Genomic DNA, 14,525 nt, shown 5'->3' on the forward strand with positions numbered 1-14,525 from the left:
TGGTATCCCGAATTAGCGGTCCGTAATAGCCAGGCTAGCGAGCAAGCGTTGCCGATCAATTTTGCCGGTAGGTGACAGGGGAATTTGCTGAACATTGACGATGCGATCGGGCAAACGCTCTCGCGGCAATCGGCCTTGGCACCATGCAACCAACTCGGGCGTGGCCACATCTCCGACCACAAATGCAATGACCCGCTCTGTCATTCCTTGCGTATCAACCCACGGCAGCACAGCGACATCGTCCACCTGGCTACACGCAGCCAGAACCCGTTCCAGTTCTTGAGGGAAAATCCGAACACCTGCCCGCTTGATCATGTCGTTGGTCCGACCCAGCAGGGTTAGCTCGCCATCGGCGTTGATGTACCCGGTATCGCCAGTTGCATACCAACCCTGAGTAGGGGCGTCTCCGAGGTAACCGAGCATCCGGCCAGGACTAAGCACTTCTACGGCCCCACTTTCCCCCGTTACTTGCGGATGACCACTTTCGTTGCGTACCCGGATCTGCACGTAAGGGAACGCTTTGCCACAGGGGATATCCGTGCTTTTTATGTGTTCCGGACTCAGATGGATACGACACAAGCCACCGGATATTTCCGTAACACCAAACCGGTTCGTCAAAACCAGGTGCGGGCAATGCTTCCAGAGCCGTTCCAGCAAAGTTGGCGTTATGCGCCCTCCCGCCATGCCGCAACGCTCGAGCAAGGGCAGGCCCCGGCTTGCCAAGCGGCCACTACGTACCAGTACTTCATAGACAGCCGGGGGGGCTTCAAGGACCTGAATACGGTGCTTTGCCAATTTCTCAAAGAGTTCGTCGGGGAGGCCGAACCCCTTGTCCAATATGAGCGTCCCGCCCATATACAAAAACTCAAAAGCTTGAGTTCTTCCGTAGCTGTTGCACAACGGCAGGCCGAGAAAAATGCGGCGCCCTTCATGCTCAGCAAGATGGGGGCTGGACAGCACCGTTGCAGAGAACCCCTCCGCGGTGAGCAGGACCCCCTTGGGGCGTCCTGTGGAACCTGAGGTGAACTGAATCGTGAAGACACCCAGCCGGTGCAGTTCGGCGAGAGGATCAGGTTGTACATTGGCAAATCTGGCAGCGAAACGTGCTTCGGTGCCTTCGCGTAAAACCTGTGCTTCTGCGAGTGTTAATGCTGCACACACCCCTGCGCCGCCCTCATGGATGACGAGACATGGCAGGGTCTGTGCCATGATTCCTGCAATCACATCATGGGATTCGTCAGGTGAAACGGAGATGTCTATTGCGCCTATGGACATTACCGCCAGCACGTTGACCAAATGCCAGGCATCGTTACCCTGAGCCAAGATGACACGACTACCGGCAGCCACGCCCTGTTCGAGCAGCCAGGCCGCCTGATCTGCGACAGCAGTAGCGAGCTGGGCGTAGGTAAATTGAATTGTTGCGGTCTCAATGGCCACGCGCGATGGATTGAGCGTGGCATGCCGCAACAGCGCTTTCACCAGCTGAGTCATTGTCCCACCAGCGCCAAAGGCATCGATGTGCCGGCCAGTTGCGGACGCGGCATCGCAGCGCGGGCAAAGTCGTCAATCAACCAATGAACAAGAGACTCGCCGCCGCGAGTGAGCTCAATCCGGTCATCGACATGTTGAACCAGACCTTGCCTTGCAGCGTCCCGGAAGAAATCGAGCACCACCTCAGGATTCCCCGGGTATTCCTGCTGCAAATGCTCCGCTGACAATCCGCGGAAAGCGCGCAAATGCCGCATGAAACGGACCATGAACTGGCCGTAGTGATCAAAGTCGACTTGCCTGGCTACCGGCAGGTCGCCGCGCTCAACCCGCTGCGCCCACCCCTCCAGCGACTCATCATTTTGCATCCAGTAGCGCGACGAGGTGCTGAAAGCCCCTTGCCCAAAACCGAAATACGGTACGACTTTGCCCCATTGGCGAACCATGTTTGACCAGGGCGCAACTTGTTGCTGCGCGTTAGCTTTGACGAACCATCCCAAGGGGTTCTCGGTATAGCCGGCGGCCTCAAGCATGGCCTTTCCAAAAAAGTACTGATGGCGAGCAGTACGCTCATCAATTGCCGCCCAAGGTTCGGTCGAGCCTTGCTCATGGCTGAGCGTGCCAGCAAACAACTCGGTTCGGTAATACGTGATGGAAGGAACTTCCATCGAGATAAGGTCAGAGAGCGTGCCATGCAGATGAGCCAAGGTCTGGCCACGCATGCCATACATGATGTCCGCATTAACCAGATCAAATCGTTCCAGCGTGTGGCCCAGCTTTTCCAGCATTCGTTCACGGTCCAGAATTCGACCTTCACGTTTACGCAAATCAGTATCCGTGGTCTGGATACCCAAACTGATCCGGTTTGCCCGTGAACGCAACGCATCAAGCTTGCGTGGATTAAGCGTGGCAGGGCTTGCTTCGCAGGTCACCACGGCGCTACTGGCTAATTTCAGGTGTTTAAGCACACCGTCGAGGTATGCACACAAGGAATCGGTATCAAGAACCGTAGGTGTGCCACCACCAAAATAGGCGCTATTTACGGTATGCGCGAACAGACCCGTGTTTTGATAGTTCTCTACTTCCTTGTGTACCAGCCGCGCATACTCGCGCTTCGTATCCACCGAAGGGTTGCGAGCGTAGGCAAGATCACAGAACGAACAGGTTTGTACGCACCAGGGAACCCCGGCATAAACGGCAATTGCTTGATCGGCCTCAAGCCCGTCTGCGATTGCGGACCGAACCGCGTGTTGCTGTGCCGGTTGGGCTTTCAACAAGCGGCTGGCCATCAAGCGCAGATTGTCAAAACGGAAACTGAAGGCGTTGCGGCCGTTCCACCAGTCTTGATCGAGCTGCGCATACTGCTTTGCCATTTCTTCCGTTGCATGCGCTTCCAGTGAATCCAGAGACAACATTGAATCGCGGGTCATGAGCGTGTTCCTGAAGGCTTTGCATTAAATGCTTAATGCGTCGGCGGAGTGCAGTTTGATCGGGGAGTGCAATTTGACGTAGCCGTTTTCGAGAATCCGGCCGAACACGCCGCCCCGAAAATCGGGCTCCAGCACTTCATAAAGTCGTTCATGGATATCGAGCATCCGCGCACAGGGTTCCAGTTCTTCCAGGATTTCAACCAGGGCATCACCCAAACGAACCTGCTTTCCCACCAGACTGCGCAAATCAATACCTTGAGTCAGAAAATTGGCGCGACGTTCGTACCAGGGTAGCTCCACCCCGAGTTCCGCCTGGACCTGTGCCCATTTTTCCGACTCAATCAAGGTAACCTGGCGGAAACCTTTGCCAGTAACGACCCCGTCCAGACCAATATTCTTGTGCAGCAAGACTTGCTCTTTGAGCACCATCGGTCCGCGGCGCCGGGACTTCAGGGCAATCCCGATGATGGCTCCCGTTTGCCCGCCACTCATACCGAAGCCTCCTGAGCGATCGAAGAGGTTTGGCAGGAGCGGACCAAAGCGGCCAGTTGTTTTACCGTCCGAAAGTCATCGCGAGTAATGTCGACTACGCCCAGTTCAAGCGCAAAAGTCTGCTCCAGTTCCATCAGTACATTCAGACAGTCCAGCGAATCGAGTGCGATGCGTCCATCAAACAGGTCTTCCTCGAGATCAATCTCTGTCGCTGCGACTAAGCCCATTTTTTGCTGTGCAAGTATGTTGGTGATACTTACGATCAGTGTGTCTTCTGTCATGGCTATACCTAAGGTCATAAGAAAACGTTGCACGACAAGTGGCGCTCAGCGTGCAATTCGTAAGGCTTTAACATGGTTTCCCCGATAACGACATTTGACACTGGACGCCGCAGGACAACTCACTGCGCAAGGAGCTCCTGATAAGGAGCCACGCTCAATGGTGCATACGTTCTGTGAAGGGGGAAGCGAGACTAGCAAAGGCGCAGAGGGGTTTTGCACCAGAGATTGTGTAATGCCGTTCTGTCTGAAAACGGATTAACACGCCGGTCGGCGGAGTAAGCCAGACCTGGGAGGGGAAATAGCATTTCTCTGCTAAATCAACCGCCGGCGACTATATAAATCTGAAGCCGAACCTGTCAAATACCCATCTCAAAATTACAACACTCATTAATTTTCATTCGTCACACGTGTTGATTGCTTACTTTTTCATCAATATGCTTTGACGCCACAATGACCTCAAGAGCGTCTCATGGTGGATTTTCTGCACGAGCAGACAAGGAAGCGACGACTATTTGCTCGTCTAAAGCAAAATCTTTCCAAGGTCCGGGGGGAGTTAAGCAAGCTTGAGGCTGACCTGAATCAGAGTTTGATTGACCGCTATGCCAGGCGTAGCACGGGCCTTATCAGGCAAAAAAAGACTGAGGAAACCAAGGCAACGGTCGAAACGGAGCAGTCGGACTAGCATGCCCAGGCTCATCGAGCTTGAGGAAGGAGTAAATCAATGAAGTACTGGTTAATGAAGTCAGAGCCTGACGAGGTCAGTATTGATGACCTGGCAAAAGCACCAGACCAGACGGTTGACTGGTTCGGGGTAAGGAACTACCAGGCACGAAACTTCATGAGGGACCAAATGAGTGTGGGGGACTTGGTGTTTTTTTATCATTCCAGCTGCCCTGAACCGGGTATTGCCGGCATCGCGCGGGTGGCCACCACTTCCCATCCAGATCTAACTCAGTTCGACGCAAAGAGTCACTATTTCGATCCCAAATCGTCCAGCGACAACCCGCGTTGGGTCTGTGTAGACGTGCAGTTTGTCGAGAAGACCCGTCTTGTCTCGCTAAAGGAGCTGAAGGCTGATCCCGCCCTGGCAGACATGGAGGTATTACAACGAGGAAGCCGGCTATCGATCACGCCTGTTAGCAAGTCTGAATGGGACCATATCAGTCGCTTGATGCGTGAAGCTGCTTCCTGAGGCGGAGATGCTCTTCAGTTGCGGACTTGGCGGTGTATCAAAAAGCACATCCGTCGGATGTTCAGGCGCTGGGGTGGAAGTGGCGGGGACCCGCAGCTTGCAGATGATCGATGCCGGCTTCATCCGGCTCGGATTTCATCAACCAGTATTGCGGCGTGCTCATTATTTGACGGCATCCCAGATCAGTTTGGACAGCAGTACCAGCGCCAGCGTTAAAAACAAACGCCGCACCCACAAATTGCCACCCTTTAGCGCCATGCGACTGCCGACTTGCGCGCCCGCCACATTGGCAACCGCCATTGGAATGGCGTAGCCGTAAATGACCGCACCGGCCGGAATAAAGAACGCCAGCGCGGCCAGGTTGGTGGCCAGGTTCACCACTTTAGACGACGCCGAGGCGCGCACAAAATCAAAGTGGAAAAAGCGCACAAACAAAAAGATCAGAAATGAGCCGGTGCCCGGGCCAAAAAAGCCATCGTAAAAGCCGATCACCATGCCAATGGCCAGGCCGACATACAGATCGCGCCGGGTGAGCGGCCGGCCGGCGTCTTGCGTGCCGAAGGCGGGCTTGAACCAGGTGTAGATCAGCATCACCGCCAGCAGCACAATCACCATCGGCCGCACGATGCTTTTATCCAGATAGTGGATGACGCTGGCGCCGCCATACGAGCCGACAAACGCTGCGGCGGCACAGGGCAGCAGAATGTGCCAGTCCAGTTTGACCTGCCGCGCGTAACGCCACGTGGCCGAAGCGGTGCCCATGATGGCGGCGAATTTGTTGGTGCCCATCAGCGTGGCGGGCGCGGTGTTGGGCATGATGGCAAACAGGCCAGGCACGAGGATCAGGCCTCCGCCGCCGACCGCAGCATCAATCAATCCGGCAATAAACGAAATGGGCAGCAATAGCAGCAGCGTGGAAGTGATCATGGCGAGGGTCTGGACGGGGTAGGGGCGGCAGCGCGCTACTTTGCCAGCAAGCCAGTGCGCTGCGCATCGGGCCATTCCCGCACGCAGGGCTCGCCGATTACCGTGCGATGGGTCGCGCTAAAGAAACACCCATAGGGTGGGTCTGGACCCACCATTCAAAGTGGTATGCCAAGCTCATCGCGCGTGGAGGTTTACACCACCTGCAGAGATAAGCCTGAACGCAGTGGGAAGCAAAGCTTGGCGTTCGCACCCGCGGCTTTGGATGGTGGGTCTTGACCCACCCTATGCGTTAGCGGGTTGCCGCGGTAAACGCAATTTCGACCAGCAGTTCGGGCGAGGCCAGATCGGCGCGCACGCAGGCGCGCGCCGGGGCGCAGCCCTCGGGCAGCCATGCCGCCCACACGTCGTTAAAGCCGACGCGATCGGCCAGATTGGTCAGATAAATCGTCACCATCATCAAGCGCGATTTGTCTGAGCCGATGGCGGCCAGCGTGCGTTCGGCTTGCTGCAGCAGCCCGCGCGTTTGCGTTTCGATATCCGAGCCGCGTTCCGGCACTTCAACAAAACACGCAATACGATTGAAGCTCACGGCGTCGGACCAGAGCGCGGTGGGATTGTGGCGAATGATGTCGGACATATAGCAGCCTGTGGATAAGTGAGAGAAGAGGGCCGGAATTTTGTGCAGATCGGGTCGCCATCATGCCACGGACGCAAAAAAGCCGCCCGAAGGCGGCTCTTTTAAATCACTCCAGCCAGACCATCAGGCCTTGGCCAGCGCGGTCTTGTCCTGCTTGTCGATCTGACGCGTGATGTAGTACTGCTGCGTAATCGACAACACGTTGTTGACCACCCAGTACACCACCAGACCAGCCGGAAAGAAGAAGAAGAACACCGAGAAGGCCAGCGGCATGATCTTCATCATCTTGGCTTGCATCGGATCCGGCGGCGGCGGGCTCAGCAGCGTTTGCACGTACATCGAGATCGTCATCAGCACCGGCAGCACGTAGTACGGATCGCGCACCGACAGATCATGAATCCAGAAAATAAACGGTGCCTGGCGCAATTCAACCGCCGCCAGCAGCGCCCAGTACAAGCCCATGAATACCGGAATCTGCACCAGCATCGGCAGGCAGCCACCCAGCGGGTTGACCTTCTCGGTGCGATACAGCTCCATCGTGGCTTGCTGGAACTTGACCTTGTCTTCGCCGTGGCGTTGCTTCAGCTGTTCCATGCGCGGGGCCAGCTTGCGCATCTTGGCCATCGAGCGATAGCTGGTTGCGGCCAGCGGGTAGAACAGCGCCTTGATCAGCATGGTCAGCAGGATGATCGAGAAGCCCCAGTTGCCGACCACCTTATGGATCTGGTCCAGCACCCAGAAGATGGGCTTGGAGAAGACCGTGAAGATGCCGTAATCCTTGATCAGATCAAAGCCAGGTGCGACTTTGTCGATGATCGAAGTTTGCTGCGGGCCGGCGAACAGATTAACGCTGAGGTCTTTCTTGGCGCCCGGCGCAATGGCCGGCACGTCAACGATGGCATCGGCCGAATACAGACCGTTGCTCAGACGCTTGAGGTCATAGCGGCAAGGCGCGGCGCCGCAAACCGACGGGCCGTTGTCCGGCGACATGATCCAGGCGCTGGCAAAGTAATGCTGCACCATCGCCACCCAGCCATCCTTGGCGCTTTGCACGTAGTTGGCTTCGTTTTTGTCCAGCTTGGTAAATTCCACTTTCTGGAACTTGCCTTGCTCGGTGTAAACGGCCGGGCCGGTGAAGGTATGCGCACCGCCGAACATGCTCGGGGTGTTGGTGGCGGCTTCGGCCGGTTTGCCATCACGCAACAGACGGAAATACGCCGACGTAGTCAGCGGCTTGCTGCCGCCGTTGACGATTTCGTAGCTGACGTTGATTTCGTAGCTGCCACGGGTAAACGTGTAGATTTTGGCAACCTTGACGCCGTCGGCATTGGCCGGCGCTTCGAGGCGCACTGCCAGCGTGTTCTGGCCATCCGCCAGCGCATAGGCCGGTTGCGCGGAGGTGAACACCGACTTGTGCGTCGGCAGGCCATTACCCAGCAGACCCGTTTGCGCCACATAGATATGCGCACCGCTGTCTTGCAGCAGCGTAAACGCTTGCTTCGGATCGGCCAGGGCGCCGTGTTTGATCAGTTGCAGCGTACGCAGATCGGCACCATTGGTGTCGATTTCGCCACTGAATACATCGGTGACAAACTTGATGCGCTGGCCCTTGGCCAGTGCTGCGGCATCGGGTGCGGCGCCGTTAGCGGCGACCTGGTTTGCGGCCGGCGCGCTGGCGCTGACAGACTGGGCGGTTTGCGGATAACGTTTTTCCATCCACTTCTGCCAGAAGAAGAGGATGCCGAACGAAATCGCGATGAACAGAATAAGTCTGCGGGTATCCATCGTGTACTCGTATTAGATCAGGGAGCCGGATCAGGGAACCGGGTCGTGGCCATGGCCGCCCCAGGGGTGGCAGCGGGCAAGACGGCGCATTGTAAGCCAGCCGCCTTTCAACGCGCCATATTTGCCCACGGCTTCAATGGCATATTGCGAGCAACTGGGCGCATAACGACATCGCGCACCCAGCAGCGGGCTGAGCGTGTAACGGTAGAGCTGGAGCAGAACGATGATCAGGCGGGACATCGACGGCGGATACGCGCAAAAAGTTCTAATAATTCTGCACGCGCCGCAGCGCCTTCGCGGCGATTGAAACCCTGCCGCGTACGCACGACCAGATCAAGGCCATGCAAGGTGTGGGCGTGTAGCCGGAACGTTTCGCGGATCGTGCGCTTCATGTAATTGCGTGCGACGGCCCGTTTGTCGGTTTTTTTACCGACCACCAACCCCAGACGTGCAGAAACCCCGGTGTTTGGACGAACCAAAACCTGGAAATGCAGATTGGAGACGGTGTTGCGCAAACTAAAAACGGATGAGAACTCATCCGTTTTCAGAATTCGCTGCATCCGCGTAAAGCGGAAACCTGTGGCGCCCGACATGCCGGACGCATCCGCCATAATCAAGCGGACAGGGTCGAGCGGCCCTTGGAGCGGCGTGCGTTCAGCACAGCGCGGCCACCGCGGGTCTTCATGCGAGCGCGAAAGCCGTGGTTGCGCTTGCGACGGATAACGGAAGGCTGGAAAGTACGTTTCATGTTGGTGTCTGCCGAAAAAAACAGGAGTAAACCGGCGATTACATAGCTAAGCCACTGAATTGTCAACACCATCAAGCAGATTGCGCCTGTCTGGTCTGTGGATAACCTGGCACTTTGGGCGTAGAATCCGCCCTTCGTCCCTATCAAGTCCGATCCCTGAGCGTTACCGAAGTTGGCACATACCCCTGTTGCCAGTGCGGGTCTGTGCCCGGAAAGCCGTCTACAAACGACCGTTTTCCGGCGCGTTGCGGCGTCGTCGTCGCCCCCGTTGCGGTAAGTTGTTAAGGGCACACCTACAAGAAGCGTCATGTCCGCACTGGAAAACTGTTGGCCCCATTGTCTGGCAGAACTGGAAGCACGCCTCGGCGCAGACCAGTTCCGCATCTGGATCAAGCCGCTGGTGGCAGAAGTCGCCGGTGACAGCCTGAACCTGATCGTCCCCAATCAGATTTTTCTGCAGTTCATCCGTGACCGTTATCTGGGTGTGATCGAAGAATCGGCCAGCCCGTTTTTTGCTGATGGCGTGGCGCAGATTTCGCTCAAAGTAGGCAGCAACGTGCGCAAGCCGTCGCCCGTGGCCGCACGCCCCAATGGCACGCTGGCCGCGGCCGCTGGCCCGTCCAATGCGTATGGCGCCAATGCGGGCAACAGCAATGGCAATAACGCTGCGGCAGCCCCGGCGCCCAGCCCGCGCCAACATGCAGCGCCGCCCGCACCAGCCATCCATGTGACGTCATCGCACCACGAGACCACGCGGCTGAACCCCAGCTTTACTTTCGAGACGCTGGTTACCGGTAAGGCCAACCAGTTGGCGCGCGCGGCGGCACAACAGGTGTCGGAGAACCCCGGCGTCAGCTACAACCCGCTGTTTGTGTATGGCGGCGTCGGCCTGGGTAAGACTCACTTGATTCAGGCCATTGGCAACGCGGTGCATCAACGCAATCCGTCCGCCAAAATCCGCTATATCCACGCCGAGAAATACGTGGCCGACGTGGTCAAGGCTTACCAACACAAGGCGTTTGATGAGTTCAAACGCTATTACCATTCGCTCGATTTATTGCTGATCGACGATATCCAGTTCTTTGTCGGCAAAGACAAGACGCAAGAAGAATTCTTCTATGCCTTCAACGCCTTGGTAGAAGGCCACAAGCAAATCATCATCACGTCGGATCGCTATCCCAAAGAAATCGACGGCCTGCAAGACCGGCTGGTATCGCGTTTCTCTTGGGGTTTGACGGTGGCGATCGAGCCGCCCGAGCTGGAAATGCGCGTCGCGATTCTGTTGCTGAAAGCCGAGCGTGAAAACTTCAAGCTGGATAGCACCGTGGCGTTTTTTATCGCCAAACATATCCGCAGCAATGTACGCGAGCTGGAAGGCGCGCTTAAACGCGTGCTGGCGTATGCGCGCTTTACCAACCAGCCGCTGACGCTGGAAGCGGCCAAAGAAGCGCTGCGCGATATTCTGGCGGCGGGCAATCGCCAGATTACGGTGGAAAACATCCAGAAAACCGTCGCCGACTTTTACAAGATCAAAGTCGCCGATATGCACAGCAAAAAGCGCACGCGTGATATCGCTCGTCCCCGCCAGGTGGCGATGGCGCTGACCAAAGAGCTGACGCCGATGTCTTTGCCCGCGATTGGCGAAGCATTTGGCGGGCGCGACCACACCACCGTGCTGCACGCCTGTCGCACCATCGAATCATTGCGCAGCAGCGACGGCGAGTTGTCGCATCAATACGGCGTGCTGTTGCAGATGCTGCGCAGCTAAGCGCGTAGTGAGTCCTGGGCCGCCTACAGGCCGCAGTCCGGGGAGGTGCTTTAAAGCCCGGAATCCGGTAAAATCGCGTTCTATTTGACTCACTTTTGCGGACCCGTTGCCATGCCCTTGTTGCAAGCTGAACGTGATGCCCTGCTGAAGCCGCTCGCTACCGTTACCGGTATCGTCGAACGCCGCCACACGCTGCCGATCCTTTCCAATGTTCTGATCCGTAAAGAAGGCGAAACGCTCACTTTCACGGGCACCGATCTCGAAATCCAGATCGCTAGCCAACAATCCGAAGGGTTCTCGGGCGAAGACTTTGCCATTACCGTTTCGGCCAAAAAGCTGTCTGACATCCTGCGCGCCATCCCCGATCGCGCCGTAGTGACGTTTGAAGACAACGAAGGCCGCCTGACGGTAAAGGCCGGCAAGAGCCGTTTTCAGCTGCAAACGCTGCCGGCCGGTGATTTCCCCACGCTGGCCGTCGACACCAATCTGCGTGCCACGCTGCGCATGCCGCAAGGCCAGCTGAAAGCGCTGCTGGGCCGCGTGCAATATGCGATGGCGCATCAAGACATCCGTTACTACCTCAACGGTTTGTTCTTTGTGACTGAAGGCAGCCACCTGAAGCTGGTGTCCACCGACGGCCACCGCCTGGCGTTTGCCTCGGCCGAACTGGAAGGCAACTTCGACAAGAACGAAGTGATTCTGCCGCGCAAGACCATCCTGGAACTGTACAAACTGCTGGCCGAAGTCGACGACGAAGTCGTGATTGAAATCGCCGGCAACCAGGTCAAGTTTGCGTTTGGCAGCATTGTGATCCACAGCAAGGTGGTGGACGGCAAGTTCCCGGATTACCAGCGCGTTATTCCGCAGAACAACGACAAGTTCCTCAAGATCGAGCGCCAGGTGCTGTTGTCCGCCCTGCAGCGCGCCGCCATTCTGTCGAACGAAAAATTCCGCGGCGTGCGTCTGGTGCTGACCGATGGCGTGATCAAGATCCTGTGCAACAACAATGAGCAGGAAGAAGCGCAAGAAGAAGTCGAAGTGGCCTACACCGGCGCACCGCTCGATATCGGCTTCAACATCCAGTATCTGCTGGACGTGCTGACCAATCTGCAAGTCGAAACCCTCGACTTTGTGTTCGGCGACGTGACCTCCAGCGTGCTGGTTAACATCCCCGACAACGAGAACTTCAAGTACATCGTGATGCCGATGCGGATCTAACCGCCGCGTCTGAAATCACTGTCAGGCTGGGGCAACCCGGCCTTTCGTCTTTTTTTGCAGTCGTACGTATTGTGAGCAAGTAGCGCTATGAGCGAAAACATCGATCCGCAAACCCCCGATAACAGCAGCGCGGACTACGGCGCCGACAGCATCAAGATCCTGAAAGGGCTTGAAGCCGTGCGCAAACGCCCCGGCATGTATATCGGCGACACCGGCGACGGCACCGGCTTGCACCATATGGTGTTTGAGGTGCTCGATAACGCCATCGACGAAGCGCTGGCCGGCCATTGCGACACCATCCGCGTCATCATCCATGCCGATAACTCGATCAGCGTGGAAGACAACGGCCGTGGTATTCCGACTGCAATCAAAGAAGACGACGAATTCAAACGCTCGGCCGCCGAAATCGTCATGACCGAACTGCACGCCGGCGGCAAGTTTGACCAGAACAGCTACAAGGTATCTGGCGGCCTGCACGGCGTGGGCGTTTCGGTGGTGAATGCACTGTCTGACTGGCTGAAGCTGACCGTACGCCGCGACGGCAAAGTGCACACCATGGAATTCCGCCAGGGTGAACGCGTTAAACCGCTGGAAATTGTCGGCGACACCGACAAACGCGGTACCGAAGTGCACTTTTTTGCCTCGGTGGAAACCTTTGGCCTGATCGAATTCCATTATGAAATTCTGGCCAAGCGGATCCGCGAACTGTCTTTCCTGAATAACGGCGTGGGCATTACGCTGATCGACCGCCGCACTGGCAAAGAAGAGAACTTTGCCTACGTCGGCGGCGTCAGCGGCTTTGTGGAATACATGAACCGCACCAAGACCGTCATGCACCCGCACATCTTTCATTCCATCGGCGAACGCGATGGCATGACGGTGGAAGTGGCGATGCAATGGAACGACTCTTATCAAGAATCGGTGCAGTGCTTTACCAATAACATCCCGCAACGCGACGGTGGCACCCACCTGACCGCGCTGCGCATGGCGCTGACCCGTACGTTGAACCAGTACATCGAACAGCACGAAGTGGCCAAGAAAGCCAAGGTGGAAACCACCGGCGACGACATGCGCGAAGGCCTGACCTGCGTGCTGAGCGTAAAACTGCCCGACCCCAAGTTCAGCAGCCAGACCAAAGACAAACTGGTTTCCAGCGAGATCAGCCCCGTGGTGCAGGAAGTACTGGGCCAGGCGCTGAACGACTATCTGCTGGAAAACCCCACCGACGCCAAGATGATCAGCGCCAAGGTGGTCGAAGCCGCCCGCGCGCGCGAAGCCGCCCGCAAAGCGCGCGAATTTACCCGCCGCAAAGGCGTGCTGGACGGCCTGGGCCTGCCCGGCAAACTGGCCGACTGCCAGGAAAAAGACCCGGCGCTGTCCGAAATCTACCTGGTCGAGGGTGATTCCGCCGGCGGCTCGGCCAAACAAGGCCGCGACCGCAAGTTCCAGGCCATCCTGCCGCTGAAAGGCAAGATCCTGAACGTGGAACGCGCACGCTTCGACAAGATGATCTCCAGCCAGGAAGTGGGCACGCTGATCACCGCACTGGGCTGCGGCATCGGCAAAGACGATTTCAATATCGACAAGCTGCGCTACCACCGCATCATCATCATGACCGATGCCGACGTGGACGGTAGCCACATCCGCACACTGCTGCTGACGTTCTTCTACCGCCAACTGCCCGAACTGGTGGAACGCGGCTACGTGTACATCGCGCAACCGCCGCTGTACCGCGCCGCGCGCGGCAAGAGCGAGGCCTACCTGAAAGACGACCAGGAACTGAACCAGTACCTGCTGAAACTGGCCGTCAACAACGCCGCACTGCAACCGGGTGACAACCGCCCGGAAATCGCCGGCGAACAACTCGAAACGCTGGCACGCCAATATCTGGTGACCGACGCCGTCATCGACCGCTGCGCGCGCTTTATCGACCCGCAAGTGCTGCTGGCCCTGCTGAACAGCGGCCCGATGGACCTGAGCAACCAGGCCGCCACCGAAGACAGCGCCGCCCGCCTGACCGCCGCGCTGAACCACCCAGCCTTTACCATCCTGCCAGTCACGCACGACGACACCGGCAGCCTGCTGAAGATTGAACGCAAACTACACGGCGTGGTGACCATCCAGTACATCGACGAAGACTTTGTACTGAGCGGCGACTACAACCAGATCAAGAAAACCGGCGAACTACTGGCCGGCCTGCTGGCCGAAGACGCCAAAATGCGCCGCGGCGAAAACACCATCGCCATCAAATCGTTTAAACAAGGCCTGGACTGGCTGCTGAACGAAGTGCGCCGCAACGTCACCATCCAGCGCTACAAAGGCCTGGGCGAGATGAACCCGGAACAGCTGTGGGAAACCACGATGGACGTGACGGTGCGCCGCTTGCTGAAGGTGAACATCGAGGACGCGATTGCAGCGGATGAGGTGTTTACGACGCTGATGGGTGACCAGGTGGAGCCGCGTAGGCACTTTATTGAGCAGAATGCGCTGGTGGCTCGGAATATTGATGTTTGAGTTGTTTTTGCCAAAAAAATTGAAATTTGAGTCGAGTTAGTGCCG

General features: G+C 57.2%; 14 protein-coding genes. 4 read left to right on the forward strand and 10 right to left on the reverse strand.

Annotated features, from left to right (window positions below; translation table 11 throughout):
* Window positions 1–12: 12 nt before the first annotated feature.
* The 4 genes from ACYQ1A_RS08880 to ACYQ1A_RS08895 are packed head-to-tail and all read right to left on the reverse strand — an operon-like array spanning window position 13 to window position 3,724.
* Complete coding sequence (locus ACYQ1A_RS08880; RefSeq protein WP_499361741.1) at window positions 13–1,491, reverse strand: class I adenylate-forming enzyme family protein; 1,479 nt, start codon at window positions 1,489–1,491, stop codon at window positions 13–15.
* Window positions 1,488–2,918, reverse strand: a complete 1,431-nt coding sequence (locus ACYQ1A_RS08885) for a radical SAM protein (RefSeq protein WP_499361742.1) — start codon at window positions 2,916–2,918, stop codon at window positions 1,488–1,490. The genes ACYQ1A_RS08880 and ACYQ1A_RS08885 overlap by 4 nt, the downstream gene beginning before the upstream one ends.
* A 24-nt stretch (window positions 2,919–2,942) precedes the next feature.
* On the reverse strand, window positions 2,943–3,410 hold the full coding sequence (locus ACYQ1A_RS08890; RefSeq protein WP_499361743.1) for an MOSC domain-containing protein: 468 nt from the start codon (window positions 3,408–3,410) through the stop codon (window positions 2,943–2,945).
* Window positions 3,407–3,724 (reverse strand): acyl carrier protein, encoded by a 318-nt coding sequence (locus ACYQ1A_RS08895; RefSeq protein WP_499361744.1) that lies wholly within the window; start codon window positions 3,722–3,724, stop codon window positions 3,407–3,409. Before ACYQ1A_RS08895 ends, ACYQ1A_RS08890 begins: the two co-directional genes overlap by 4 nt.
* A 688-nt stretch (window positions 3,725–4,412) precedes the next feature.
* On the opposite strand from ACYQ1A_RS08895, the gene ACYQ1A_RS08900 reads away from it, so the two are divergent.
* Window positions 4,413–4,883: an EVE domain-containing protein gene (locus tag ACYQ1A_RS08900; protein WP_062220741.1), complete on the forward strand. Its 471-nt coding sequence runs from the start codon at window positions 4,413–4,415 to the stop codon at window positions 4,881–4,883.
* A gap of 162 nt (window positions 4,884–5,045) precedes the next feature.
* On the opposite strand, the gene ACYQ1A_RS08905 is transcribed toward ACYQ1A_RS08900, so the two are convergent.
* The 6 genes from ACYQ1A_RS08905 to rpmH form a co-directional block, all read right to left on the reverse strand.
* Window positions 5,046–5,810 carry a sulfite exporter TauE/SafE family protein gene (locus ACYQ1A_RS08905; RefSeq protein WP_499361745.1) on the reverse strand — a complete coding sequence of 255 codons (765 nt, stop codon included), beginning with the start codon at window positions 5,808–5,810 and terminating at the stop codon, window positions 5,046–5,048.
* 289 nt (window positions 5,811–6,099) lie between these two features.
* Window positions 6,100–6,447, reverse strand: coding sequence for a RidA family protein (locus ACYQ1A_RS08910; RefSeq protein ID WP_499361746.1), 348 nt, complete (start codon window positions 6,445–6,447; stop codon window positions 6,100–6,102).
* 123 nt (window positions 6,448–6,570) lie between these two features.
* Entirely contained in the window at window positions 6,571–8,232 is a 1,662-nt protein-coding gene (yidC, locus tag ACYQ1A_RS08915) for a membrane protein insertase YidC (protein ID WP_499361747.1), read from the reverse strand.
* Window positions 8,233–8,262: 30 nt separating this feature from the next.
* Window positions 8,263–8,472, reverse strand: coding sequence for a membrane protein insertion efficiency factor YidD (gene yidD, locus ACYQ1A_RS08920; RefSeq protein ID WP_053939264.1), 210 nt, complete (start codon window positions 8,470–8,472; stop codon window positions 8,263–8,265).
* The gene (rnpA, locus tag ACYQ1A_RS08925) at window positions 8,460–8,825 is read right to left on the reverse strand and encodes a ribonuclease P protein component (RefSeq protein ID WP_053939283.1); all 366 of its coding nucleotides are present in this window, start codon (window positions 8,823–8,825) and stop codon (window positions 8,460–8,462) included. The genes yidD and rnpA overlap by 13 nt, the downstream gene beginning before the upstream one ends.
* Before the next feature lie 20 nt (window positions 8,826–8,845).
* Window positions 8,846–8,980 (reverse strand): 50S ribosomal protein L34, encoded by a 135-nt coding sequence (gene rpmH, locus ACYQ1A_RS08930; RefSeq protein WP_053939282.1) that lies wholly within the window; start codon window positions 8,978–8,980, stop codon window positions 8,846–8,848.
* Window positions 8,981–9,287: 307 nt separating this feature from the next.
* Here rpmH and dnaA point away from each other — a divergent pair, with 307 nt between their 5' ends.
* The 3 genes from dnaA to gyrB all read left to right on the forward strand — a co-directional run bounded on the left by dnaA (window position 9,288) and on the right by gyrB (window position 14,480).
* Window positions 9,288–10,748 (forward strand): chromosomal replication initiator protein DnaA, encoded by a 1,461-nt coding sequence (gene dnaA, locus ACYQ1A_RS08935; RefSeq protein ID WP_499361748.1) that lies wholly within the window; start codon window positions 9,288–9,290, stop codon window positions 10,746–10,748.
* Between the two features lie 111 nt (window positions 10,749–10,859).
* Window positions 10,860–11,966, forward strand: a complete 1,107-nt coding sequence (dnaN, locus tag ACYQ1A_RS08940) for a DNA polymerase III subunit beta (RefSeq protein ID WP_053939262.1) — start codon at window positions 10,860–10,862, stop codon at window positions 11,964–11,966.
* Between the two features lie 87 nt (window positions 11,967–12,053).
* Window positions 12,054–14,480, forward strand: a complete 2,427-nt coding sequence (gyrB, locus tag ACYQ1A_RS08945; protein WP_053939261.1) for a DNA topoisomerase (ATP-hydrolyzing) subunit B — start codon at window positions 12,054–12,056, stop codon at window positions 14,478–14,480.
* Window positions 14,481–14,525: the final 45 nt, after the last annotated feature.

Source organism: Silvimonas sp. JCM 19000 (assembly GCF_054652575.1).

Bases quoted from the DNA above. Each gene is read 5' to 3' on its own strand.
- ACYQ1A_RS08880 (WP_499361741.1), bottom strand. From the start codon at position 1,491: ATGACTCAGCTGGTGAAAGCGCTGTTGCGGCATGCCACGCTCAATCCA.
- ACYQ1A_RS08885 (WP_499361742.1), bottom strand. From the start codon at position 2,918: ATGACCCGCGATTCAATGTTGTCTCTGGATTCACTGGAAGCGCATGCA.
- ACYQ1A_RS08890 (WP_499361743.1), bottom strand. From the start codon at position 3,410: ATGAGTGGCGGGCAAACGGGAGCCATCATCGGGATTGCCCTGAAGTCC.
- ACYQ1A_RS08900 (WP_062220741.1), top strand. From the start codon at position 4,413: ATGAAGTACTGGTTAATGAAGTCAGAGCCTGACGAGGTCAGTATTGAT.
- ACYQ1A_RS08905 (WP_499361745.1), bottom strand. From the start codon at position 5,810: ATGATCACTTCCACGCTGCTGCTATTGCTGCCCATTTCGTTTATTGCC.
- ACYQ1A_RS08910 (WP_499361746.1), bottom strand. From the start codon at position 6,447: ATGTCCGACATCATTCGCCACAATCCCACCGCGCTCTGGTCCGACGCC.
- yidC (WP_499361747.1), bottom strand. From the start codon at position 8,232: ATGGATACCCGCAGACTTATTCTGTTCATCGCGATTTCGTTCGGCATC.
- yidD (WP_053939264.1), bottom strand. From the start codon at position 8,472: ATGTCCCGCCTGATCATCGTTCTGCTCCAGCTCTACCGTTACACGCTC.
- rnpA (WP_053939283.1), bottom strand. From the start codon at position 8,825: ATGTCGGGCGCCACAGGTTTCCGCTTTACGCGGATGCAGCGAATTCTG.
- rpmH (WP_053939282.1), bottom strand. From the start codon at position 8,980: ATGAAACGTACTTTCCAGCCTTCCGTTATCCGTCGCAAGCGCAACCAC.
- dnaA (WP_499361748.1), top strand. From the start codon at position 9,288: ATGTCCGCACTGGAAAACTGTTGGCCCCATTGTCTGGCAGAACTGGAA.
- dnaN (WP_053939262.1), top strand. From the start codon at position 10,860: ATGCCCTTGTTGCAAGCTGAACGTGATGCCCTGCTGAAGCCGCTCGCT.
- gyrB (WP_053939261.1), top strand. From the start codon at position 12,054: ATGAGCGAAAACATCGATCCGCAAACCCCCGATAACAGCAGCGCGGAC.